Below are 21,183 nucleotides of genomic sequence, written 5' to 3'. Positions count from 1 at the left end.
CGGCCACGTCCGTTACGGACGGATCGTCGGCACCTGCTCCGTCCAAGTCAAGGCGGGGCACCCGGTCATTCCGCCGCGCGCGTCCAGGCGTCGCGTTCGGCGAAGACGCGCGCCACCTCCGCCATATTCTCCGAACCCCAGACGCATAAGGGCGCCAGCGCCGCCGCCAGGCTGTGGCCGAGCGGGGTCAGCGTATAATCGACGCGCGGAGGCACCTCCTGATGATCATGGCGAGCGACGATGCCGTCCGCCTCCAGCTCCTTGAGATGCTGGATCAGCATCTTGTCGCTGACCCCGCGAACCGCGCGGCGCAACTCGCCGTAGCGGCTCGGCGACTGGCACAGGAAATAGACGATCAGCGGCTTCCACTTGCCGGCGATGATACGCAGCGTCGCGTCGAGGCCGCAGGAAAACACCGGGGGTGAAGCAATATCGTCCATAATCCGGTACTTACCAAAAGGTGCATACTTGTCGATAGGTTTGCGCGCCGCCAGCTCTGCCGCTCCTCGAATGGAGATAGGCTATGAACAGATTGCAGGGCAGGACGGCCGTGGTGACCGGTGGCGGCAGCGGTATCGGTCTGGCATCCGCCAAACGGTTCATCGACGAAGGCGCGTTCGTCTATATCTTCGGGCGGCGGCAGGCGGCGCTCGATGCCGCACTGGCGACGCTCGGCGACAAGGCGCGCGCGGTGCGCGGGTCGGTCGACGACCTCGCCGATCTCGACACGCTCTACGACACGGTCCGGGCGGAGCGCGGCCAGCTCGACATCCTGCTCGCCAATGCCGGCACCGGTGCCTTCGCCGCGCTCGGCGCCATCACCCCGGAGCATTACGACCAGATTTTCGACGTCAACGTGAAGGGCCTGCTGTTCACCGTGCAGAAGGGCCTGCCGCTGATGCGGGCCGGCGGGTCGATCATCCTGACCGGATCGACCACCGGGGTGATGGGGACGCCGCAGTTCAGCGTCTACAGCGCCACCAAGGCGGCGGTGCGTAATTTCGCCCGCAGCTGGGCGCAGGACCTGCGCGGCACCGGCATCCGCGTCAACGTGCTCTCGCCGGGACCGACGCGCACCGACCTCGCGCTCGAGGTCGTCGGCACGGAGGCGTTCGAGGCGATGGGCGCGACGACCCCGCTCGGCCGGCTCGGCGACCCCGCCGAGACCGCGGGTGCTGCGGCGTTCCTGGCGTCGGACGACAGCAGCTTCATGACCGGCAGCGAGCTGTTCGTCGACGGCGGCATGGCGCAGATCTGACCGCACGCGGCCCGGAGGCGCCGCGTCCGGGCCGCGACAGCCGTGCGATCGATGGGCGGGCGGCATGTCACACCTGCCGCGCCTGTCTCGTCTTCTCGCCGGGCGCGATCCTGCGCCGAGGGAGATCGACGATGACGCCACGTATCCGCAACCCCCATGCGCTCGCCCCCGAAGCCGTCAGGGCGATGGCCGCGCTGGAACAGAGTTTCACGCACAGCGGGCTCGACCATAATCTGCTCGAACTGGTCAAATTCCGGGTGTCGCAGATCAACGGCTGCGCCTTTTGCCTCCACATGCATTCGGGCGATCTGCGCCGCCACGGCGAAACCGAATTGCGCCTCTACATGCTGACGGCCTGGCGGGAGTCGACGCTCTACACCGATCGCGAACGCGCCGCGCTCGGCTGGGCGGAGGCGTTGACGCGCTTGCCCGAGACGCAGGCGCCCGATGTCGACTATGACGCGCTGGCGGCGGCATTCACGCCCGGCGAGCAGGTCTGGCTGACGATGGCGATCGGGGCGATCAATATCTGGAACCGCGTACAGGTCGGCTTCCGCGTGCCGCATCCGGTGGACGATGGCTGACGCGGCGGCGTTCGAGGCGGAGCGGCCACGGCTGCTCCGCCTCGCCTATCGGATGACCGGTTCGTTCGCCGAGGCGGAGGACGTGGTGCAGGACGCCTGGCTGCGCTGGGCGCGGGCGGATGCGGTGGCGTCGCCGGCGGCGTGGCTGACGCGGGTCGTCACGCGCCTGTGCCTCGATCATCTCAAATCGGCGCGGGTACGCCGCGAGACCTATGTCGGCGCGTGGCTGCCCGAACCCCTGCTCGCCGTCGACGGGGCGGAGGAGATGGCGGACGATCTCACGCTGACGCTGATGCTGGCGCTCGAACGCCTGTCACCGCTGGAGCGCGCCGCCTTCCTGCTCCACGACGTGTTCGACGTCGCGCTGCCCGAGGTGGCGGCGGCGCTCGACCGTGCGCCGGCCGCGGTGCGGCAACTCGCGGCGCGGGCGCGTCGTCACGTCGGCGAGGCGCGGCAACGCTATCCGGTGGAGCGCAGCGAGGCGGCGCGGATCGCCGGTGCCTTCTTCACGGCGGCGCGCGACGGCGACGCGACGGCGCTGTCGGCATTGCTCGCCGAGGATGTGGTGATCCATGCCGACGGTGGCGGCCGCGTCCTCGCCTTCCGCAATGCGATCCGCGGCATGGACCGCGTCCTGCGGCTGTTCGCCGGCCTGCACCGCAAATATCGCGGCGAGCCGGCCAAGCTGCTGCATGTCGGATCGATCGATGGCCTGCCGGGCTATGTCAGCCGCGAACGCGGCGACGTGCTCCAGACCACGGCGCTGGCGGTGCGCGACGGGCGCATCACCGCGATCTACATCGTCCGCAATCCCGACAAGCTGCGCCATGTCGCCGAGCTGGTCCGCCACCCGGCGAAAATATCAGGAGAAAATGGTGCTGCCGGTGAGGATTGAACTCACGACCTCAGCCTTACCAAGGATGCGCTCTACCACTGAGCTACGGCAGCACTCGACCCGTTCGGGCGAGGTGCGCCTAGAGACGACCCGGGACGCATTGTCAAGCGCTTGTCGTCGCGGCTAGGCAGATCGCATGGCGGACAAGGACGAACGGGCGCAGCGGCTGGCGGCGCAATTGCGGGCGAACCTGCACCGGCGCAAGGCGCAGGCGCGTGCCGCGGCCCAAGCCGCGCCCGCCCCCGATGCTCCGGAAAAGCCTGCACAGCCCGACGAATAGCCGCTCAGCCGAGCGGCGCGCATTTCGCCGCAAGCCAGGCGCGGTCGTCCGCGTCCAGTTCCGGGCCGATGCGGGCGAGCACCTCGGCATGATAGGCATCGAGCCAGTCGCGCTCGTCGCGGGTGAGCAGCGCGGGATCGATCAGCGTCCGCTCGATCGGTGCGAAGGTGAGCGTCTCGAAGCCGAGCATCGCGCGATCGGGATCGCCGCCGGCGATCGTCACCGGGATGGTGAGCAGCAGATTCTCGATGCGGATGCCGTATTCGCCGGCCTTGTAATAGCCCGGCTCGTTCGAGAGCATCATGCCCGCACGCAGCGGTTCGAGCGAGGCGCCGCCGGGGTAATTGGGCGCGGCGATCCGCTGCGGTCCCTCGTGGACCGCGAGATAGCTGCCGATGCCGTGGCCGGTGCCATGGCCGAAGTCGAGCCCCGCCTCCCACAACGGCCGGCGCGCGAAACCGTCGATCTGTGCGCCGCTGGTGCCGTCGGGGAAGATCGCGGTGGCGATGGCGATATGGCCCTTGAGCACGCGGGTGAAGCGATCGCGCATCTCGGGCGTCGGCGCGCCGATCGGCATGACGCGAGTGACGTCGGTGGTGCCGTCGCGATATTGCCCGCCCGAATCGATCAGGAACAGCTCGCCGGGGCGGATCGGCGCGTTCGATTCCTCGGTGACGTGATAATGCGGGCTGGCGCCGTGCGCGCCGGTCGCCGAGATCGTGTCGAACGACGTGTCGAGCAGCAGCCCGGTTTCCTCACGGAAGGCGAGCAGGCGGGCGGCGGCGGACAATTCGGTCTCGCCGCCCCTGGGGCATTCGGTCTCGACCCAGCGCAGGAAGCGGGTGAGCGCGGCGCCGTCGCGCAGCGACGCGGCGCGATGGCCGGCGACCTCGACGGGGTTCTTGCGCGCCTTGGCGAGCACGACGGGGTCGCGCAGCGGCAGCACTCTGGCGCCCGCCGCGCCCAACGCATCGAAGATCGCGGCGACGGCGCGCTCGGGATCGGCAGCGACGCGCTTGCCGCCATAGCCGCCGAGCGCCGCGGCGAAGGCGCTGCGGTCGTGCAGGCGGACGGCGTTGCCGAGATGCTGGCGCACCGCGTCGTCGATCTTCTCGGGGGCGACGAACAGGTCGGTGGTGCCGTCGCTGCCAACGATCGCATAGGACAAAGCGACCGGCGTGTGCGCGACGTCGCCGCCGCGGACGTTGAGCGTCCAGGCGATCGAATCGAGCGCGGTGAGCACGACGGCATCGGCGCGCTGGTCGGCCAGCCAGTCGGCGATGCCGGCGCGCTTGGCGGCGGAGGATTCGCCGGCATAAGCGTCGTCGTGCGGCACGAGCGTCGCAGCCGAGGGGGCGGGGCGGTCGTGCCACACCGCGTCGATTGGATTGGCCGCGACCGGGACGAGCGTCGCGCCGCGATCGGCGAGCGCGGCGGCGGTATCCTTCACCCAGCCGCCGGTGTGCAGCCACGGATCGTAGCCGATGCGAGCGCCGTCATCGACGTTGGCGGCGAGCCAGCCCGTGACGCTCTCCTGCGGCACCGGCACATAGGCCCAGTCGTCGCCCGACACCTGTTCGCGCACCTGCAACGTATAGCGGCCGTCGGTGAAGATCGCGGCGCGGTCGGCGAGCACCACCGCGCTGCCCGCCGACCCGCCGAAGCCTGTCAGCCAGCCGAGCCGCTGCGCATAGGCGCCGACATATTCGCTCATATGCTCGTCGGTGAGCGGTACGACGAAGCCGTCGAGCCCGGTGCGGGCGAGTTCGGCGCGGAGCGCGGCGAGGCGGGCGTGGTGGGGCGTCATGGGAATGTCCATAGGTTGGGGCATCTGGCCCTCCGATACTACCGTTCGTGCTGAGCCTGTCGAAGCACGGTGAGACTCATCTGCCCTTCGACAGGCTCAGGGCGAACGGGGGAGGGCGGATCGGTACGGCAAAGCGCCGCTCAGGCGATCCGGTCGGGGACTTGGGCGGCATCGTCGGCGAGCGATTGTTGCGGCGCGACCGCTTCCCACGGGAAGACGAACCAGTCCTTGGTGTCGCGCCGGTCGATCGTGCGCGCGGCGTAATCGACGCGCTCGGCTGAGCTGGCGTTGTCGATCAGCGTCGCGAAGCGCAGCACCGCCGCGGTCGCGCCGGCCTGCGCCAGCGTCTTGCGGATATGGCCGATCGTCCGGCCCGAATCGTTGATGTCGTCGACGAACAGCAGTTTCTCGCCGGCGCGCGTGCGTTCGGCGAGGCGGACCAGCGGCGCCTCGGCGAAATCCTCGACCTGGCTGGAATAATCGACCGAGAGCATCGGCAGGCCGGTGGCGTGGCTGAGATAGACCGCCGGCGCGAGGCCGCCGCGGCCGATGCCGATGATGAAATCGGGCGTCCAGCCGTCGTCGCGCACCGCGTCGGCGAGCGTGTGGACCGCGGCAACGAAATCGTCGTGCGCGATATGGGTGAATGTGGGAAGCGCGGGCATCCGCTTATAATCGTGGCATTGCCGCATCGGGGCAAGGCAATGTGGTTCGCGCGAAGACGCGAAGACGCGAAGGTGTCCCGCCCGCCGCGGGCGCGGCCCGCTATCCGCGTCCGTGGGACGGGTGAGGCGGCCTGTAACGCGACCTCTTCGCGCCTTCGCACCTTCGCGCCTTCGCGTGATTCATTTTCGCGCAGAGACGCGAAGACGCCGAGATGGTGCGTGCGAGGCGAGCCACGTGACCCGGCCCTATTTGAGGAGCGCCTGCGGCGCAGAAGGGCGGAACCCCTCTGCGCCTCCGCGTCTCTGCGCAAAAAACCCATCCCCGCGCCGCCGCGCGACCCGATCAGATCGCGTTCAGCGCCTGATCGAAGTCGGCGATCAGATCGTCGGCATCCTCGACGCCGATCGAGATGCGGACCAGATTGTCGGTGATGCCGAGCGCCGCCTTGCGCTCCTCGGGCACCGACAGATGCGTCATCGCCGCCGGATGGCTGGCGAGCGTCTCGGTGCCGCCGAGCGATACCGCGAGCTTGGCGATGCGCAGTGCGTCGAGGAAGCGGAACGCCTCCGCCTCGCCGCCCTTGACGATCAGCGAGAAGGTTGAGCCCGCGCCGGTGCAATGACGGCGGTAGATGTCGGCCTGGCGCTCCATCCCCGGCGTGTCGGGCAGGAAGCCGAGATAGCCGACGCGCTCCACCTTGGGATGGTCGCGCAGGAAGGCGCAGACCTTGACCGCATTCTCGCCGGCACGGCTCATCCGCAGCTCCAGCGTCTCGAGGCTGCGCAGCAGCATCCACGCGGTATGCGGATCGCAGATCGTGCCGATCGTGTTGCGCATCGAGCGGATCGTGTTGATGTGCGCCTTGCTGCCGAGCACGCCGCCCGCGACGAGATCGCTATGCCCGCCGGCATATTTGGTGAGGCTGTAGACGACGATATCGGCGCCGTGGCGCAGCGGCTGCTGCCACAACGGCCCGAGAAAGGTGTTGTCGATCGCGATCGGCGGCTTCTCGTCAGCATCGGCGAAGATCGCGTCGCGGCTTGCCGCCACCGCCTCGATATCGACCAGCGCGTTGGTCGGGTTGGCTGGGCTTTCGAGATAGATCAGCGCGACATGGCCGGTCCTGGCTTCGGTCAGCACCGCGTCGATCTCCTCGCGCGTCGCGCCGGCGGGGAAGTCGAGCCACTTGACCCCGAACTTGCCGAGGATGCGACCGATCAGCGTCTCGGTCGCCGCATAGAGCGGGCCGGAGTGGACGATCGTGTCGCCCGGCTTGGTCATCGCGAGGAACAGCGTGGCGATCGCCGACATGCCGCTGGAGAAGGCGAGCGCATCCTCGGCCTCTTCCCAGATGCCGAGCCGGTCCTCGAGGATCTCCTGATTCGGGCCGTTGAAGCGCGAATAGACGAGGCCGTCGGCGCCGCCCGGGCGCTTGCCGGTGACGCCCTCGAAATGGCGCTTGCCCGCGGCGGCATTGGGGAAGACGAAGGTCGAGGTGAGGAAGATCGGCGGCTTCAGCGCGCCTTCCGACAGCGCCGGGTCGAAGCCGTGGCCCATCATCATCGTCGAGGGGCGCAGCTTGCGGTCGCCGATCTTCTCGACGCCGATGTCGGTGGCGGCAGGGCTCGGGGTGCCGCCGGCGCCGGTCAGTTCTGCTTCGTCGGGCATGGTCTTCTCCTTGTGGGGGAAGCATAGCCGGGGATCGTAACGGATGACACCAGTTTGCGGTTGGCCGATTGCTATCTCGTCTTCGTCATCCCCGCGAAGGCGGGGATCCATAGACGCCGACGTCCCGATGGGCCGCGAGGTCCGCGCGTATGGATCCCCGCCTTCGCGGGGATGACAAAGGGACGTTATGCTACCCCGATCACGCTGATCTGCCGCCCGTAATCCGCTTCGCCGCGGTGCGTCGCGCGGCGGAAGCTGTAGAAACGCTCCTCGTCGCCATAGGTGTCGAGTCCGAGCGCCTCGATCCGCGTCACGCCCGCGGCGGCGAGGCGATGCGCGACATAGGCTTCGAGATCGAACTGGTGATGGCCCGCGCGGCCATCGGCGAAGAAGCGCTCGTTCGCCGCGTCCGCTTCCACGAAGGTGCGCAGGAAGCCGTCGTCGACCTCATAGGAGGCGCGCGCGATGCACGGCCCGATCGCGGCGACGATCCGCTCGCGTCGCGCGCCGCGCGTCTCCATCGCGGCGAGCGTCGCATCGGTGACGCCGCCGAGCGCACCCTTCCAGCCGGCATGCGCCGCACCGACGACGCCCGCATCGCGATCGGCGAACAGCACCGGCGCGCAATCCGCGGTGAGGATACCCAGCAGCAGCCCCGGCCGGTCGGTGACCAGAGCATCTGCGTGGGGGCGACATTCATGCGGATACGCGTCCGCGATCACAGCAGCGTCGGCGGAATGTATCTGGTATAGCGTGCAGAGGTTGCCTGCCGGCATCACAGCAGCGATTACCCGACGGCGGTTCTCCGCGATCCACGCGTCGACCTCTTGAGACCGCCGTCCGAGGTCCAAGCTTGCAAATAAACCTTGCGACACGCCCCCGCGGCGTCCGAGGAAGCCGTGCGGCACGTCGCCGAGGCGGCGCGCCCGGATCACCTCGACGCTCACAGCGCCAGCCGCATCAGATGGTCCTCGTCGGCATGATTGCCGACCATGAAGGTGTAGATGCCGATCTCCTCGAAGCCATAGCGTTCGTAGAAGCGCCGCGCGCGATGGTTGTCGACATAGACCGACAGGAACAGCTCGCCCGCGCCGCGCGCCCGCGCGGTGGCGATCACCCAGTCCATCATCCGCGCCGCCAGCCCGCTGCCCTGCTGCGACCCGCGCAGGTACAATTGGCGCAGCTCGATCATCGTGCCGGCGGGCGTCACCGGCAGCGAATGCGGCCCCAGCTTCGCGAACCCCACCGCCGCGCCGTCGTCCTCGGCGAGCAGGAAGGCGAAGGCGGGGTCGGCCAGCTCCGCCCGCCATTGCTCCACCGTCAGCCCATCGAGGAAGCTCGCCAGATCGGCGGGGTCGTAGAGCGAACCGAAGGTTGCGGTGAAGCAATCCGCCATCAGCGCGGCGATCGCCTCGGCATCGGCAACCGTCGGGTTGCGCAGCCTCGCGGTCATGCGCCGAACGCCGCCGGAGTGGGCCAATCGTGGTGCGTCACCGCCAGCGCCTTGAACAGCATCCCCATGTTTCCCATCAATCGCGCGCGGTCGGCGAGGATCGTCTCGGTCCGCTCGGGCGCATGGCGGGCGAGCGCGGTGGCACGGCCGTCGATGCCGAGCTGCCCGAGCAGGTCGCGCTGCGTCACCGGCCCCCAGGCGACCGCGCCCGCCGCCTGCGCCGCGGCGGCGAGCGTGGTGAAGTCGACATGCGCCGAGAGATCCAGCTCGCCCGGCGTCTCGAACGGATTGGCGAAGCCGTGGCCGCGCACCGCCTGCAACGTCTCGCCGAGCGCCGGCCCCTCGTAGCCGTAATCGACTGCGAGCAGCGCGCCGCCTTGTACGGCGATGCGGCGGCCGAGCGCCTGCATCACCGCGACGCTCGCCGGCGAAATCTCCAGCACCGATCCGGCGGGGGCGTCGCGCAAGGGTTCGGGGAGCAGCGCGACCGGTACCGCCTTGCCCGCGATCGGCAGGAACAACGTGTCCTGACAGGCGACCAGCCGTTCGTGCCAGCCCTCCCCGCGGCGGACGAGTTGGCGGATCGGCAAGGCGTCGAAGAATTCGTTGGCGACGACGAGCAGCGCGACGTCGGTGGGCAAGGAGTCGACGCCGTCGTGCCACGTCGCGCCCGGCACGCGCTCGGCCTGCGCGGCGCGAAGGACGGGGCTGGTTTCGACGAAATGCACCGCGGGGACGAGGCCCGCCTTGGCCATCGCGCGCGACGCGTCGGCGGCGAGCGTACCGCGGCCGGGACCGAGCTCGACCCAGGCGACTGCCGGCCGGCCTGCGCGGTCCCACAGATCGGCGCACCACAGGCCGATCAGCTCGCCGAACATCTGGCTGATCTCGGGCGCGGTGACGAAATCGCCGCGCGCGCCGAACGGGTCGCGCGTCGCGTAATAATGCGCGTTGGCGGCGGCCATGAACTGCGACACCGGCATCGGCCCGGCAAGGGTGATCGCGCGCGCGAGACGGTCGGGGAGGGGGGCTTCGGTCACCCGCCCGAAATGACGGTGTGGAGTGGGCGGCGCAAGGGTTTAGCCGCCCTCCGCCTTCCTTCGTCATCCCCGCGAAGGCGGGGATCCAGACGCGCGGATCCCGCTTGAGCCGTTACGTCGGCGTCTATGGATCCCCACCTCCGCGGGGATGACAGATGTGTGGGGGAGGGGTGGCCGAAGATACCCCCCTTACGCCACGCTTTGCGTCCCCGCGATCGGCTCCACCCGCGTGCGGCGCTTCGGCGCAGTCAGCACGAGGTACAGGCCGCCGGCGATCATCGGTACGCACAGCCACTGGCCCATATGGATGCCGGTCGCCTCGATAAACGAACCGCGGAACTGCGCATCGGGTTCGCGGAAGAATTCGACGATGAACCGCGCCACGCCATAGCCGAGCACGAACAACCCGACGAGCTTGCCCGGCTGGTAGCGCGCCTTGGTCCGCCAGAAGGCGAACCACAGGATCGCGAACAGCACGATCCCCTCCAGTCCCGCCTCGTAGAGCTGGCTGGGGTGGCGCGCCGGCTCGGGCACGTCGAACGGCACGGTCCGCTCGAACACGATCGCCCAGGGCACGTCGGCGGGCTTGCCCCACAATTCGCCGTTCACGAAATTGGCCAGCCGGCCGAAGAACAGCCCGAACGGCACCACGCAGGCGATGTAATCGTGGACCCGCAGCCAGTCGAGCTTGTGCTTGCGCGCGAACAGGATGATCCCGATCGACGTGCCGATCACGCCGCCGTGGAAGCTCATGCCGCCGTCCCACAATCGCAGGATGCGGATCGGGTGGAGCAGCATCTCGGGCGCGTAGAACAGCACATAGCCGATCCGCCCGCCGAGAATGATGCCGAGCGTCGCGTAGAAGACGAGGTCGTCGGCATGGCGCCGCGCCATCGGTGCGCCGGGCTGGGCGAGCAATTTGAGCAGATACCACCAGCCGACGAGGATGCCGGCGATATAGGCGAGGCTGTACCAGCGCAGCGTGAAGAAGCCGATCGAGAAGATGTCCGGGTGCAGCCCCAGATCGGCAAAACGGATGTGGCCGCCGCCCGCCGGGACGGCGGTGGGGGCGGCAGCGGCGAGCAACGGCAGGATCAAGGCTTTCCCCCAGGGTTTGGCGTCTGCATAGTGGGCCAAAGGCACAAGACCAAGCGGAGAGAGATATGAGGACGACGCTCGACGTGCGCATGGACGCGACCATGGCGGCGCTGACCGCGCCCGGCGGCATGCTGCCGCTCGGTACGGTGCAGCGCGACGGCCGCGACTATCCGGTCATCGCCGCCGCGCCGCCCTCGCTCCCTTATTATTTTGCTCATTATTGTCAGGAACATGCGGACAAGACCTTCCTCGTCTCGGGTGACGAGCGGCTGACCTTCGCGCAAGTGTATGCGGTCGCGACCGGGGTCGCCCAGGCGCTGGTCGCCGCGCACGGCATCGCGCGCGGCGACCGCGTCGGCATCGCGATGCGCAACTCGCCGGCGTGGATCGTGCTCTACATGGGCGTGGTGATGGCGGGCGGCGTCGCGACCCTGCTCAACGGCTGGTGGCAGGCCGAGGAACTGGCGGCGGCGATTCGCGAGGTGGAGTGCGCCTTGGTCTTCGCCGACGCGCCGCGGGCGAGGCGGCTCGCCGGCGTGCCCGCGCCGGTGGTCACGATCGACGACACGCTGCCGCTGGCGCAGGCGCTCGCCGCGGTGACCGCCGCCGGCCAGCCCGACATGCCGCTGCCCGCCGTCGGGGCGGAGGATCATGCGACGATCCTGTTCACCTCGGGCTCGACCGGCCAGTCGAAGGGGGCGCTGTGCGACCATCGCAGCGTGATCCAGGGCGTCTTCAACTATCTCGCGCAGGCGCTCACCATGCTCGGCATCGCCGCGCAAGACGGCAACGCGCCGACCGAACAGCCCTCGACGCTGCTGACGCTGCCGCTGTTCCACGTCACCGCCGAGGTGCCGGTGCTGCTGCAGAGCTTCGCGATGGGCCGCAAGCTGGTGCTGATGCCCAAATGGGACGCGGGCGAGGCGATGCGGCTGATCGCGCAGGAGCGGATCAGCTATTTCGTCGGGGTGCCGCTGATGAGCTTCGAGATCCTGACCCATCCCGATCGCGCCGATTACGATCTCTCGACCGTCACCGACTTCGCCGCCGGCGGCGCGCCGCGCCCGGTCGAGCACGTCCGCCGCATCGATGCCGAGATGGGCGGCGGCGCGCCGCTTATCGGTTACGGGCTGACCGAGACCAATGCGGTCGGCACCGGCAACTGGCGGACCAACTATCTCGCCAAGCCGAACAGCGCCGGCCGCGCCTCGCCGCCGCTGGTCGATCTCGCCATCCTCGACGATGCCGGCGCACCGGTGGCGCAGGGTGCGCGCGGCGAGGTTGCGATCCGCTCGATCTGCAACTTCCTCGGCTATTGGAACCGGCCCGAGGCGACCGCGGCCTGCATGACCGCCGACGGCTATTTCCGCACCGGCGACATCGGTTATCTCGACGCGGACGGCTATCTGTTCATCGTCGACCGCAAGAAGGACATCATCATCCGCGGCGGCGAGAATATCTCGTGCCAGGAGGTCGAGGCGGCACTCTACGCGCATCCCGCGGTGGCCGAGGCGGCGGTGTTCGGCCTGCCCGACGCGCGCTTCGACGAGGTGCCCGGCGCGGTCGTCCAGCCGCGCGACGGCGAGACGCTGAGCGAGGGCGAATTGCAGGCGTTCCTGTCCGACCATATCGCCGCCTTCAAGGTGCCGACCCGCATCTGGATCGCCGACGCGCCGCTGCCGCGGCTGGGGACCGAGAAGATCGACAAGGTCGCGCTGCGCGAGACGTATCGGGCGCTGGTCGCGGCCTGAGCGGCCGCTAGTCGGTCAGGCCGTGCATCAGCAGCAGCGCGACGAAGGTCAGCAGCGCCGCCCAGGCGAAGACGAGCAGCGCCGCGGTCCGCCACAGCGCCGAAACCCTGCGCAGCGTATAGGCGCCGCGCAGCTGGCGGTACATGTGCAGCGGCGGCAGCGCGAACACCGCCAGCACGATCCAGCCGCTGCCCAGCCCCGCCACGCCGAGCAGCATCAGCGCGATCACCATCAGCATCATGAAGGCGAGGCTGTAGGTGACGAAGATCGCATGGTCGTACAGCCCGAAGCGCCGCCGCCACAGGAAGAGCAGGGCGACGAACGGCGTCGAGATCGGGATCAGCAGCCAGCTATATTTGTAGGCGCTTGATTGCAGCTTGTAGAGCGCGAGACCCGGGTTCTTGCTTGCCTTCTGCAATCCATGGTCGAGTTTCCCCCATCCCGTCTTCGCATTGGTCATCGCGGAGGGGATGTCGCCGGTTTCACCGCCGTTGACGCGTTTGAGCGCGGCGATCGCGGTGCGTAGCGAGGCGATGTCCTTGTCGACCTGTTCCGTCGGCTGGCCCGCGGCGACCAGCTGCGCGCGCTGCGCCTCCGCTTTGTCGAGCCCCTGCTGCGCCTTCTCGGCACCGCGCGCCAGGCCGACGACGTTGCTATTCATCCGCTCGGGCGTGACCAGCTCGGCGATGTCGCCGCCGAGCGCGCTGATCGTCGCGAACATCAGGAAGACGGTGAACAGGAACAGCGCGAGCGGCGAGACGAAGCGCGCACGCTCGCCGGCGACGTAGCGGCGGGTGAGGTCGCCGGGCCGCCACAGCAGCATCGGCAGCGTCCGCCAGATCTTGCCTTCGAAGTGGAAGACGCCGTGCGCGATCTCGTGGCCGATCGCGCCGACGCTGCGGTGGACGTGGCCGCTCTGCCCGCAGGCATGGCAATGCGCGCCGATCAGCCGCGTCCCGCAATTGAGGCACAGGCCACTGCCGTGGCCATGGCTTGCGTGTTCGCCCGCATGGGGCTCGACCGCCCGTGCGCCGAGCGCCCCGGTGATGAGGTCGCCTGCTGCTGTGATATCCCCCGACATGGCATGGACGTAGCAAGAGTGCGATCGTGGCGCGAGAGGGGAGATCGTGGTAACGAACCTTATGGCCGACGCAGAGAATCCGACCGAATTGATCGCCGAGATGGGGCGGCGCGCCCGCATCGCCGCCGCCACGCTGGCGGGGATGCCGACCGCCGCCAAGGCCGCCGGGCTGCGCGCTGCCGCGGCGGCGCTGCGTTCCGCGGAGACGGCGATCCTCGCCGCCAACGCGCGCGACATGGCGGCGGGCGAGGCGCGCGGCCTTTCGGCGGCGCTGCTCGACCGGCTGAAGCTCGACGCGGGGCGGATCGCCGGCATGGCCGCGGGGGTCGAGGCGGTGGCGGGGCTCGCCGATCCGGTCGGGCAGGTGATCGACCGCAGCGAGCGGCCTAACGGCCTGCAACTCAGCCGCGTCCGGGTGCCGATCGGGGTGATCGGTATCATCTACGAATCGCGCCCCAACGTCACCGCCGACGCCGCGGCGCTGTGCGTGATGGCGGGCAATGCCGCGATCCTGCGCGGCGGATCGGAGGCGGTGCACAGTAACCGGGCGATCCATGCGGCGCTCGCGGCGGGCTTCGCCGCGGCGGGGCTGCCGGCGGATGCGGCGCAACTGGTGCCGGTGACCGATCGCGCCGCGGTCGGCGCGATGCTGGCGGCGGAGGGCGCGATCGACCTCGTCGTACCGCGCGGCGGCAAGAGCCTCGTCGCGCGCGTCCAGGCGGAGGCGCGGGTGCCGGTGCTCGCGCATCTCGACGGCATCAACCACGTCTATGTCGACGGCTCCGCCGATCCGGCGATGGCGCGAACGATCGTCGTCAACGCCAAGATGCGCCGCACCGGCATCTGCGGCGCGATGGAGACTTTGCTGATCGACCGGGACTTCGCCGCGCCGGTCGACTTGGTCGAGGCGTTGCAGGAGGCGGGGTGCGAGGTGCGCGGTGATCCGGTCGAGGCCTCGATCGGCGAGATCGTCAAACCGGCGGATGCGGCGGACTGGGACACCGAATATCTCGATGCGATCGCCTCGGTTGCCCTGGTCGACGGTGTCGAGGGCGCGATGGCGCATATCGCCCGCCACGGCTCGCACCATACCGACGCGATCGTCGCCGGGGATGCCGCGGTCGCCGAACGCTTCCTTGCCGAGGTCGACAGCGCGATCGTGCTGTGGAACGCCTCGACCCAATTCGCCGACGGCGGCGAGTTCGGCCTCGGCGCGGAGATCGGCATCGCCACCGGCCGCCTCCACGCCCGCGGGCCGGTCGCGCTGGAGGGGCTGACGACCTACAAATGGATCGGGCGGGGGACGGGGCAGGTGCGCGGTTGATCTCACCGCCCACAGGGCATAGCTTGTGATCATGGACCCGCGGTCGATCATCCCGCTTGATATGGACGAGTCGCTGCGAACCGCGTTGCACGCCGCTGCGGCATGGCGGCATATGTCCGTCGACGATTATCTGCGCGTTGTGATCGGCACGGCAGTGCGGATGGATACCGAGCTTGCCGCGTTCGTGCAGGAGGGCATCGACTCCGCGGATCGCGGCGAGCTCGTCAGCCAAGACGAAATGGAAGCCTGGTTCGAGGCGCGATACCGGTCCGCCGCCGCCGAATGAGCGCGGCATCCTGGACACGCCGTGCGAAGGCTGATCTGGCACGTGCGGACGATTACTTTAGGACGATCGATCCGCGTCATGCCTATCGCATCGGTCAGGCGGCAATCGCCGCGGCGCGGTTTCTCGCAGACTATCCGTATGCGGGCAGCGTCCTTGGCGGTCCTTCCCGCAAATGGCGGATCAAGCATACGGATTACCTTTTGATCTATCGAGTGACGGACGGCGGCGTCGAAATCGTAAGAATGCGGCATGCCCATGAGAACTGGCGCACCGATCCTTGACCCCCACCGGTATTCTCGGCGGGTCGTTCAACCCCGCGCATCGCGGGCATCGCGCGATCACGCTCGCCGCGATCCGCGCGCTCGATCTAGACGAGGCCTGGTGGCTGGTGTCGCCGGGCAATCCGCTGAAGGACGGGGTCGGCGACATGGCGCCGCTCGCGATGCGGCTCGCCTCGGCGAAGCGGCAGGCGCGGCGCGCGCCGATCCGCGCGACCGATATCGAGGCGCGGCTGCACACCCGCTACACGCTCGACACGTTGCGCAAATTGCAGCGCCGCTACCCGCGTCGGCAGTTCATCTGGCTGATGGGCGCGGACAATCTGGCGCAATTCCATCGCTGGCGCGGCTGGCGCGAGATCGCGCGTACGATGCCGATTGCGGTGATCGCGCGTCCGGGGTATGAGCGGGCTGCCCGGGCGAGCGTCGCCATGGGTTGGCTGCGACGCTTCCAACGGCCCGCAAGCCACGCGAAGCATTGGACGATGTGGAGATTGCCGGCACTCGTGCTGTTGCGCTTCCGCCCCGACCCTACCTCCGCTACCGCGGCCCGTGCGGCCGATCCCGACTGGCACCGGCGCCACCCGGCCCAGCAACCCAGGAGTCCCCTTGGCGACTAACCCCCAAGCCGTGCGTCCGGCCGACCCGGCCGAAGTCGACGCGCTGCACCGGCTGATCATGGCGTCTCTCGAAGACGATCAGGCCGAGGACGTGATCACCATCCCGCTCGCCGGCAAGTCGACGATCGCCGATCATATGGTGATCGCCAGCGGCCGTTCGACGCGTCAGGTCGCCTCGATGGCGAACAAGCTCGCCGAGAAGATCAAGGCCGAATTCAAGCGCAGCGTACGGATCGAAGGCCTGCAGACCGCCGACTGGGTGCTGATCGACGCGAACGACGTCGTCGTCCACCTGTTCCGGCCCGAGGTGCGCACCTTCTACAATCTGGAACGGATGTGGCAGTTCGGCGATACCGTGTCGTCGTCGCTGAAGCCGCTCCCCGTTCCCCCCGCCGCTTCGACGCCCGAGGCCTGACATCCTTCTGCATGTCGTGGCGCGAGGACGGATCGGACGTTCGCCCGAGGCCGAGCTGGTCGCGCGCTACCTCAAGCGGATCATCTGGCCAACGCGCGTCACCGAGCTGCCCGACACCGGCGGCAAGCTGCCCGCGCTCGAGGCGCAGACGGTCCGCGTGCTGCTCGACGAAAAGGGCGAAGTGCTGGGGTCGCTCGACTTCGCGCGCCGGCTGGAGCGCTGGCGCGACACCGGCACGCGCGAGGTGCGCTTCCTGATCGGCGCGGCGGACGGCTTCGGCGATGCCGAGCGCGCCGAGGCGGACCTGTTGCTGTCGTTCGGGCGTGCGACCTGGCCGCATATGCTGGCGCGGGCGATGCTGGCGGAGCAATTGTTCCGCGCGACGTCGATCCTCGCGGGGCATCCGTACCACCGGGAGGGGTGATGGCCGGCGCGTCGCTGTCATCCCGCCGCGACGGGAGGGCGCCGAAAGCGCCGGAAGGGGGCAGGCGGATCGCTTTGTGGTGCCTCGCGCTGCTCGCGCTCGCGCTTCCCGCGCAGGGCCAGACCCTCACCGACCAACGCCAGCGCCTCGCCGCTGCCCGGCGCGACGCCACGCTCGCCGCACGCCGCGCCGACGATCTCGCCCGCGATGCCGCCGCCGAACGCGACGCCGCCGACAAGGCACGCGCCGAGGAGGCCGCGCTGACCGCCCGCGTCGCCGCCGCCGAAGCGACCCTCGCCGCCGCTCGTGCCCGGCAGGCGATCGTCGCGCGGCTGCTCGCCGACCAGCAGGGCCGCCTCGCCGCGCAGCAGCAACCCGTCGCGCGACTGCTCGCCGCGCTGACCGCGCTCGCCCGCCGCCCCGCGCTGGTGGCGATCGCCCAGCCCGGCTCGGTCGACGATCTCGTCCACGTCCGCGCGGTGCTCGGCGGCGCGCTGCCCGTGGTCCGGGCGCGTACCGACGCGGTACGTCAGGCGATCGCGCGCACCCGCGCCTTGCAGGCCGACGCCGCGCTCGCCGCCACGGCGTTGCGCGACGGGCGCGTGCGGCTCGAAGCCGATCGCACCGCGCTCGCCCGCCTCGAGGCGACGCACCGGCAGCGCAGCGAGACGCTCGGCCGCACCGCGATGAGCGAATCGGACCGCGCGCTGGCGCTCGGCGAGCGCGCCCGCGATCTCGTCGATTCGCTCGGCGCCGGCGATGTCTCGCGCGTCCGCGCCGCCGATCTCGCCGCGCTGCCGGGGCCGCTGCCGCGCCCGCTTGCCCCGGGCAGCATCGCGCCGGCACCCGTCCGCGGCGTTTATCGGCTGCCGGTGCGCGGTCGGCTCGTCACCGGGCTCGACGAGATTTCCGACGCCGGCGTCCGCGCGCGCGGCCTGACCTTCGCCGTCGCCGCCGACGCGCCGGTGGTCGCGCCGGCCGGCGGCATCGTCCGTTATGCCCGCGCCTTCCGCGGCTATCGCGGCATCGTCATCATCGATCATGGCGACGGCTGGACCAGCCTCGTCACCGGCCTCGGCACGATCCGCGTCCGGGCCGGCCAGCGCGTCGCCGCGGGCGTGCCGCTCGGCCGCGCCACCGCCGGTGAGGCGCCGCAGATCACCGTCGAGCTGCGCCGCCGCGGCCGACCGATGGACATTGCCGCGCTGCTCGGCTGAGCCAACCGCAAAGTCAGCCTGCATTCAGCCGCGCTGCGCTTTGCTCCGGCCCGAGAATGCGGCTAAACGAGCCCAGTCTCTCCGCCTTCAGGATGTTCGATGGCCCGTCCGCTACTTACCGCGACTGCACTCCTCGGCTCGCTGTCCCTCATCCCGCTCGCGACGCAGGCGATGGCCGCGGTCGACACCGATACCTATCGCGAATTCGACCAGTTCCTCGACGTCTTCAACCGGATCAAGTCGGACTATGTCGACAAGGTCGACGACCAGAAGCTCATCAAGGGCGCGATCCAGGGCATGCTCGCCAGCCTCGATCCGCATTCGAGCTACGTCGACGCGCTCGACTATGACAATCTGCGCATCCAGACTGAGGGCAATTACGGCGGCCTCGGCCTCACCGTCCAGATGGAGGACGGCGCGGTCAAGGTCGTCGCACCGCAGGAGGATGCGCCCGCGCAGCGCGCCGGCGTCAAGTCGGGCGATTACATCACCCATATCGACGGCAAGCTGATCTACGGCGAGACGCTCGATGAGGCGGTGGCGCTGATGCGCGGCAAGCCGGGCACCAAGATCAGCCTGACGCTGGTGCGGCCCGGCCAGACCAAGCCGGTCGAGGTGACGATGAACCGCGAGGTGATCGTCCAGAAGCCGGTGAAATGGGAAGTCCGCGGCGACGTCGGCTACGTCAACATCAACACCTTCTCGGAAAGCACCGGCGCCGACACCCGCGCCGCGATCATGGCGATCGACAAGAGCCTCGGCCACCGCCCGCTCGGCTATGTCGTCGACCTGCGCGACAATGGCGGCGGCCTGCTGACGCAGGCGATCGCGGTCAGCGACGCCTTCCTCGATCACGGCGAGATCGTCTCGCAGCGCGGCCGCGAGAAGAGCGACATCGAACGCTATTTCGCCAAGCCCGGCGACGACGCGCACGGCCTGCCGGTCGTCGTGCTGACCAACCCCGGCACTGCCTCCGCCTCGGAGATCGTCGCCGGCGCGTTGCAGGACCATCACCGCGCGCTGGTGATGGGCGAGCGCAGCTTCGGCAAGGGTTCGGTGCAGACGCTGCTGCCGCTCGGCCCGCAGACCGCGCTGCGCCTCACCACCGCGCGCTATTATACGCCGTCGGGCCGCAGCGTGCAGGAGGGCGGGATCGAGCCCGACATCAAGGTGCCGCAGATCAGCGACCCCGATTTCAAGTCGCGCCCGGTGTTCCGCGAGGCCGATTTGCGCCGCCACCTGATCAACGAGGTCAAGGCGGACAACAAGATCCTCGAGGAGGACACCAAGGACGATCCGCGCTTCGCGATGACCGCCGACCAGCTCAAGAAGCAGGGCATCGACGACTTCCAGCTCTATTATGCGCTGAAGACCGTGGCGCGGCTCGGCGGCCCGGCGCAGGTCGCCGCCGCGACCAAGCCCCGCCCGATCCCGGCGGCGACGCCGGCCCCGCCGGCGAAGTGAGGTCGGAATGACCCGTAACGAGCGCCTCGCCCGCTGGATCGCGCTGCTGCTGCCCGCGGCGCTGCTCGCCGGCGCATGGGGCTCGCAGCTCGTCGGGCATCTCTACCCGTGCGAGATGTGCCATTGGCAGCGCTGGCCGCATTATGCCGCGCTGCCCTTCGCTTTGCTCGCCTTCGTCGTGCCGCAGCGGAGCATCGCCAAGGCGTTCGTCATCGTCGCCGCGCTGCTCATCGCGGTGTCGGGCGCGATCGGCGTCGCGCATGCCGGGGTCGAATATCATTGGTGGAACGGCTTCACCGCCTGCACCCAGACGGTCGACCTGCGCGGCCTCGGACCCGACGCGCGGCTGGCGGCGCTGATGAGGGCGCCGGTGATCCGCTGCGACGTCGCGCAATGGAGCCTCGGCGGGATTTCGCTCGCCGGCTTCAATGCGATCCTTTCGCTCGGCGGCGCCGGTCTTATCTTGTGGCTGATGAGGAAAGCGCGATGACGGCAGAGACCCCGCAGCCCGCCCGCCGGTGGAAGCCCGGCGACCGGCGCGAACCGACCGAGGCGATGATCCGCGTTGATCAGGCCGGCGAATTTGGCGCGATCCGCATCTATGCGGGCCAGCTCGCGGTGTTCGGCGATCGCCATCCGGCGAGCCGCGCGATCCATCATATGGCGAGCCAGGAGGAACGCCACCGCGCTTTCTTCGACGATCTGATCGTCAAGCGCGGCGTCCGCCCGACGCTGCTCCAGCCGATCTGGGACAAGGCGGGGTTCGCGCTCGGCGCGATCACCGCGGCGATCAGCCCCAATGCGGCGATGGCCTGCACCGCGGCGGTCGAAACCGTGATCGACACCCATTATCAGGAGCAGCTCGACGAACTCGGCGCGAGCGAGCCCGAGCTGACCGAGGCGATCCGCGACTTCCAGGCGGAAGAGCTGGAGCATCGCGACCATGCGCTCGCCGCCGGCGCCGAGAATGCCATCGCCTATCCGGTGCTGAGCGGGCTGATCCGGCTCGGCACGCAGGCGGTGATCGCCGCGGCGAAGCGGATTTGAGAGGAAGACCCATGCGTAGGATCATCGCCACCGCCCTGTTGCTGACTGCCGCCGCGGCGCCGGCCCAGCAGGCGACGCCCGGCGCGGCGCAGGTGACGTCGACCCCCGCCGGCCCCGCCGCCGCCAAGCCGGTGGTGATCGCCACCCCGGGCGAGGTCGCCAAGCGCGCACCGGTCAACGGCGTTCTCGTTCTCTATGGCAACGAACGCTGCCCGACCAACAACGACGGGCAGGAGATCGTGATCTGCGAACGGCGCAGCGCGCGCGAGCAATATCGCGTCCCCAAGGAGCTGCGCGAATTCCAGGTGACGCCGCAGAACGAAAGCTGGGCGGCGCGCGCGCAGGGCACGCTCGACGCGGGCGTCGGCGTCAACGGCACGGGCAGCTGCTCGACGGTCGGCGCGAGCGGCCAGACCGGCTGCTTCCTCCAGAACGCCCGCGCCGCGCGCAAGGAGAATCAGGCACGCAAGGCCGAAGAGGCGCGCGTCCCGTGATGACCCGCCGGTCGCAGCGGTAACGACGGCATC

At 69.6% G+C, this 21,183-nt stretch carries 25 protein-coding genes and 1 tRNA gene; 16 read left to right on the top strand and 10 right to left on the bottom strand.

What is annotated here, in order from left to right; all coding sequences use genetic code 11:
• Positions 1-65: 65 nt before the first annotated feature.
• Entirely contained in the window at positions 66-440 is a 375-nt protein-coding gene (locus AC07UH_RS00600; protein ID WP_038664841.1) for a winged helix-turn-helix transcriptional regulator, read from the bottom strand.
• 83 nt (positions 441-523) lie between these two features.
• On the opposite strand from AC07UH_RS00600, the gene AC07UH_RS00595 reads away from it, so the two are divergent.
• The 3 genes from AC07UH_RS00595 to AC07UH_RS00585 all read left to right on the top strand — a co-directional run bounded on the left by AC07UH_RS00595 (position 524) and on the right by AC07UH_RS00585 (position 2,737).
• Positions 524-1,258 carry an SDR family NAD(P)-dependent oxidoreductase gene (locus AC07UH_RS00595; protein WP_038664844.1) on the top strand — a complete coding sequence of 245 codons (735 nt, stop codon included), beginning with the start codon at positions 524-526 and terminating at the stop codon, positions 1,256-1,258.
• Between the two features lie 131 nt (positions 1,259-1,389).
• Entirely contained in the window at positions 1,390-1,842 is a 453-nt protein-coding gene (locus AC07UH_RS00590) for a carboxymuconolactone decarboxylase family protein (protein ID WP_038664848.1), read from the top strand.
• Complete coding sequence (locus AC07UH_RS00585) at positions 1,835-2,737, top strand: sigma-70 family RNA polymerase sigma factor (protein WP_495179698.1); 903 nt, start codon at positions 1,835-1,837, stop codon at positions 2,735-2,737. The genes AC07UH_RS00590 and AC07UH_RS00585 overlap by 8 nt, the downstream gene beginning before the upstream one ends.
• Here AC07UH_RS00585 and AC07UH_RS00580 read toward each other — a convergent pair.
• Positions 2,716-2,790: transfer RNA gene (locus AC07UH_RS00580), tRNA-Thr, on the bottom strand. The genes AC07UH_RS00585 and AC07UH_RS00580 overlap by 22 nt on opposite strands.
• An 83-nt stretch (positions 2,791-2,873) precedes the next feature.
• On the opposite strand from AC07UH_RS00580, the gene AC07UH_RS00575 reads away from it, so the two are divergent.
• The gene (locus tag AC07UH_RS00575) at positions 2,874-3,017 is read left to right on the top strand and encodes a hypothetical protein (protein ID WP_169742554.1); all 144 of its coding nucleotides are present in this window, start codon (positions 2,874-2,876) and stop codon (positions 3,015-3,017) included.
• 4 nt (positions 3,018-3,021) lie between these two features.
• Here AC07UH_RS00575 and AC07UH_RS00570 read toward each other — a convergent pair whose 3' ends face one another.
• The 7 genes from AC07UH_RS00570 to lgt all read right to left on the bottom strand — a co-directional run bounded on the left by AC07UH_RS00570 (position 3,022) and on the right by lgt (position 10,749).
• Complete coding sequence (locus tag AC07UH_RS00570) at positions 3,022-4,824, bottom strand: aminopeptidase P family protein (protein WP_495179699.1); 1,803 nt, start codon at positions 4,822-4,824, stop codon at positions 3,022-3,024.
• Positions 4,825-4,964: 140 nt separating this feature from the next.
• The gene (locus AC07UH_RS00565; RefSeq protein WP_495179700.1) at positions 4,965-5,489 is read right to left on the bottom strand and encodes a phosphoribosyltransferase; all 525 of its coding nucleotides are present in this window, start codon (positions 5,487-5,489) and stop codon (positions 4,965-4,967) included.
• A gap of 343 nt (positions 5,490-5,832) precedes the next feature.
• The gene (locus AC07UH_RS00560) at positions 5,833-7,158 is read right to left on the bottom strand and encodes a cystathionine gamma-synthase family protein (protein ID WP_038667588.1); all 1,326 of its coding nucleotides are present in this window, start codon (positions 7,156-7,158) and stop codon (positions 5,833-5,835) included.
• Between the two features lie 185 nt (positions 7,159-7,343).
• Entirely contained in the window at positions 7,344-8,105 is a 762-nt protein-coding gene (pgeF, locus tag AC07UH_RS00555) for a peptidoglycan editing factor PgeF (protein WP_495179701.1), read from the bottom strand.
• Positions 8,102-8,611 carry a GNAT family N-acetyltransferase gene (locus AC07UH_RS00550; RefSeq protein WP_137898161.1) on the bottom strand — a complete coding sequence of 170 codons (510 nt, stop codon included), beginning with the start codon at positions 8,609-8,611 and terminating at the stop codon, positions 8,102-8,104. Before AC07UH_RS00550 ends, pgeF begins: the two co-directional genes overlap by 4 nt.
• Positions 8,608-9,594 carry a class I SAM-dependent methyltransferase gene (locus AC07UH_RS00545; RefSeq protein WP_495179811.1) on the bottom strand — a complete coding sequence of 329 codons (987 nt, stop codon included), beginning with the start codon at positions 9,592-9,594 and terminating at the stop codon, positions 8,608-8,610. Before AC07UH_RS00545 ends, AC07UH_RS00550 begins: the two co-directional genes overlap by 4 nt.
• A gap of 246 nt (positions 9,595-9,840) precedes the next feature.
• Positions 9,841-10,749 carry a prolipoprotein diacylglyceryl transferase gene (lgt, locus tag AC07UH_RS00540; RefSeq protein WP_038664861.1) on the bottom strand — a complete coding sequence of 303 codons (909 nt, stop codon included), beginning with the start codon at positions 10,747-10,749 and terminating at the stop codon, positions 9,841-9,843.
• 65 nt (positions 10,750-10,814) lie between these two features.
• On the opposite strand from lgt, the gene AC07UH_RS00535 reads away from it, so the two are divergent.
• Positions 10,815-12,500, top strand: a complete 1,686-nt coding sequence (locus AC07UH_RS00535) for a class I adenylate-forming enzyme family protein (protein WP_495179702.1) — start codon at positions 10,815-10,817, stop codon at positions 12,498-12,500.
• Positions 12,501-12,507: 7 nt separating this feature from the next.
• Here AC07UH_RS00535 and AC07UH_RS00530 read toward each other — a convergent pair whose 3' ends face one another.
• Entirely contained in the window at positions 12,508-13,581 is a 1,074-nt protein-coding gene (locus tag AC07UH_RS00530; protein ID WP_495179703.1) for a DUF3667 domain-containing protein, read from the bottom strand.
• Between the two features lie 61 nt (positions 13,582-13,642).
• Between AC07UH_RS00530 and AC07UH_RS00525 the strand changes: the two genes are divergently transcribed.
• The 11 genes from AC07UH_RS00525 (at position 13,643) to AC07UH_RS00475 (ending at position 21,150) form a co-directional block, all read left to right on the top strand.
• Positions 13,643-14,905, top strand: coding sequence for a glutamate-5-semialdehyde dehydrogenase (locus tag AC07UH_RS00525; RefSeq protein WP_038664871.1), 1,263 nt, complete (start codon positions 13,643-13,645; stop codon positions 14,903-14,905).
• Positions 14,906-14,936: 31 nt separating this feature from the next.
• Positions 14,937-15,191 (top strand): hypothetical protein, encoded by a 255-nt coding sequence (locus AC07UH_RS00520; RefSeq protein WP_495179704.1) that lies wholly within the window; start codon positions 14,937-14,939, stop codon positions 15,189-15,191.
• Entirely contained in the window at positions 15,188-15,472 is a 285-nt protein-coding gene (locus tag AC07UH_RS00515) for a type II toxin-antitoxin system RelE/ParE family toxin (protein ID WP_495179705.1), read from the top strand. The genes AC07UH_RS00520 and AC07UH_RS00515 overlap by 4 nt, the downstream gene beginning before the upstream one ends.
• Positions 15,469-16,089, top strand: a complete 621-nt coding sequence (locus AC07UH_RS00510; RefSeq protein ID WP_038664877.1) for a nicotinate-nucleotide adenylyltransferase — start codon at positions 15,469-15,471, stop codon at positions 16,087-16,089. Before AC07UH_RS00515 ends, AC07UH_RS00510 begins: the two co-directional genes overlap by 4 nt.
• Positions 16,079-16,504, top strand: coding sequence for a ribosome silencing factor (gene rsfS, locus AC07UH_RS00505; RefSeq protein ID WP_495189846.1), 426 nt, complete (start codon positions 16,079-16,081; stop codon positions 16,502-16,504). Before AC07UH_RS00510 ends, rsfS begins: the two co-directional genes overlap by 11 nt.
• A gap of 1 nt (position 16,505) precedes the next feature.
• Positions 16,506-16,928: a 23S rRNA (pseudouridine(1915)-N(3))-methyltransferase RlmH gene (locus tag AC07UH_RS00500; RefSeq protein WP_495179812.1), complete on the top strand. Its 423-nt coding sequence runs from the start codon at positions 16,506-16,508 to the stop codon at positions 16,926-16,928.
• The gene (locus tag AC07UH_RS00495) at positions 16,928-18,145 is read left to right on the top strand and encodes a murein hydrolase activator EnvC family protein (RefSeq protein WP_495179706.1); all 1,218 of its coding nucleotides are present in this window, start codon (positions 16,928-16,930) and stop codon (positions 18,143-18,145) included. The genes AC07UH_RS00500 and AC07UH_RS00495 overlap by 1 nt, the downstream gene beginning before the upstream one ends.
• A 99-nt stretch (positions 18,146-18,244) precedes the next feature.
• Positions 18,245-19,609, top strand: coding sequence for a S41 family peptidase (locus tag AC07UH_RS00490; RefSeq protein ID WP_495179707.1), 1,365 nt, complete (start codon positions 18,245-18,247; stop codon positions 19,607-19,609).
• Between the two features lie 7 nt (positions 19,610-19,616).
• Positions 19,617-20,099: a disulfide bond formation protein B gene (locus AC07UH_RS00485; RefSeq protein WP_137898153.1), complete on the top strand. Its 483-nt coding sequence runs from the start codon at positions 19,617-19,619 to the stop codon at positions 20,097-20,099.
• Positions 20,096-20,656 (top strand): demethoxyubiquinone hydroxylase family protein, encoded by a 561-nt coding sequence (locus tag AC07UH_RS00480; RefSeq protein WP_038664890.1) that lies wholly within the window; start codon positions 20,096-20,098, stop codon positions 20,654-20,656. Before AC07UH_RS00485 ends, AC07UH_RS00480 begins: the two co-directional genes overlap by 4 nt.
• Positions 20,657-20,667: 11 nt before the next feature.
• Positions 20,668-21,150 (top strand): hypothetical protein, encoded by a 483-nt coding sequence (locus AC07UH_RS00475; protein ID WP_038664893.1) that lies wholly within the window; start codon positions 20,668-20,670, stop codon positions 21,148-21,150.
• Positions 21,151-21,183 lie beyond the last annotated feature (33 nt).

It is taken from the genome of Sphingomonas sp. GW821-FHT04B01 (assembly GCF_059420425.1).
This window is presented reverse-complemented; position numbering and strand designations above follow the sequence as displayed.

What these genes read in the sequence shown, in the direction of transcription:
- AC07UH_RS00600 (WP_038664841.1), bottom strand. Translation starts at nt 440, where the DNA reads ATGGACGATATTGCTTCACCCCCGGTGTTTTCCTGCGGCCTCGACGCG.
- AC07UH_RS00595 (WP_038664844.1), top strand. Translation starts at nt 524, where the DNA reads ATGAACAGATTGCAGGGCAGGACGGCCGTGGTGACCGGTGGCGGCAGC.
- AC07UH_RS00590 (WP_038664848.1), top strand. Translation starts at nt 1,390, where the DNA reads ATGACGCCACGTATCCGCAACCCCCATGCGCTCGCCCCCGAAGCCGTC.
- AC07UH_RS00585 (WP_495179698.1), top strand. Translation starts at nt 1,835, where the DNA reads ATGGCTGACGCGGCGGCGTTCGAGGCGGAGCGGCCACGGCTGCTCCGC.
- AC07UH_RS00575 (WP_169742554.1), top strand. Translation starts at nt 2,874, where the DNA reads ATGGCGGACAAGGACGAACGGGCGCAGCGGCTGGCGGCGCAATTGCGG.
- AC07UH_RS00570 (WP_495179699.1), bottom strand. Translation starts at nt 4,824, where the DNA reads ATGACGCCCCACCACGCCCGCCTCGCCGCGCTCCGCGCCGAACTCGCC.
- AC07UH_RS00565 (WP_495179700.1), bottom strand. Translation starts at nt 5,489, where the DNA reads ATGCCCGCGCTTCCCACATTCACCCATATCGCGCACGACGATTTCGTT.
- AC07UH_RS00560 (WP_038667588.1), bottom strand. Translation starts at nt 7,158, where the DNA reads ATGCCCGACGAAGCAGAACTGACCGGCGCCGGCGGCACCCCGAGCCCT.
- AC07UH_RS00550 (WP_137898161.1), bottom strand. Translation starts at nt 8,611, where the DNA reads ATGACCGCGAGGCTGCGCAACCCGACGGTTGCCGATGCCGAGGCGATC.
- AC07UH_RS00545 (WP_495179811.1), bottom strand. Translation starts at nt 9,594, where the DNA reads ATGCCGGTGTCGCAGTTCATGGCCGCCGCCAACGCGCATTATTACGCG.
- AC07UH_RS00535 (WP_495179702.1), top strand. Translation starts at nt 10,815, where the DNA reads ATGAGGACGACGCTCGACGTGCGCATGGACGCGACCATGGCGGCGCTG.
- AC07UH_RS00530 (WP_495179703.1), bottom strand. Translation starts at nt 13,581, where the DNA reads ATGTCGGGGGATATCACAGCAGCAGGCGACCTCATCACCGGGGCGCTC.
- AC07UH_RS00525 (WP_038664871.1), top strand. Translation starts at nt 13,643, where the DNA reads ATGGCCGACGCAGAGAATCCGACCGAATTGATCGCCGAGATGGGGCGG.
- AC07UH_RS00520 (WP_495179704.1), top strand. Translation starts at nt 14,937, where the DNA reads ATGGACCCGCGGTCGATCATCCCGCTTGATATGGACGAGTCGCTGCGA.
- AC07UH_RS00515 (WP_495179705.1), top strand. Translation starts at nt 15,188, where the DNA reads ATGAGCGCGGCATCCTGGACACGCCGTGCGAAGGCTGATCTGGCACGT.
- AC07UH_RS00495 (WP_495179706.1), top strand. Translation starts at nt 16,928, where the DNA reads ATGGCCGGCGCGTCGCTGTCATCCCGCCGCGACGGGAGGGCGCCGAAA.
- AC07UH_RS00490 (WP_495179707.1), top strand. Translation starts at nt 18,245, where the DNA reads ATGGCCCGTCCGCTACTTACCGCGACTGCACTCCTCGGCTCGCTGTCC.
- AC07UH_RS00485 (WP_137898153.1), top strand. Translation starts at nt 19,617, where the DNA reads ATGACCCGTAACGAGCGCCTCGCCCGCTGGATCGCGCTGCTGCTGCCC.
- AC07UH_RS00480 (WP_038664890.1), top strand. Translation starts at nt 20,096, where the DNA reads ATGACGGCAGAGACCCCGCAGCCCGCCCGCCGGTGGAAGCCCGGCGAC.
- AC07UH_RS00475 (WP_038664893.1), top strand. Translation starts at nt 20,668, where the DNA reads ATGCGTAGGATCATCGCCACCGCCCTGTTGCTGACTGCCGCCGCGGCG.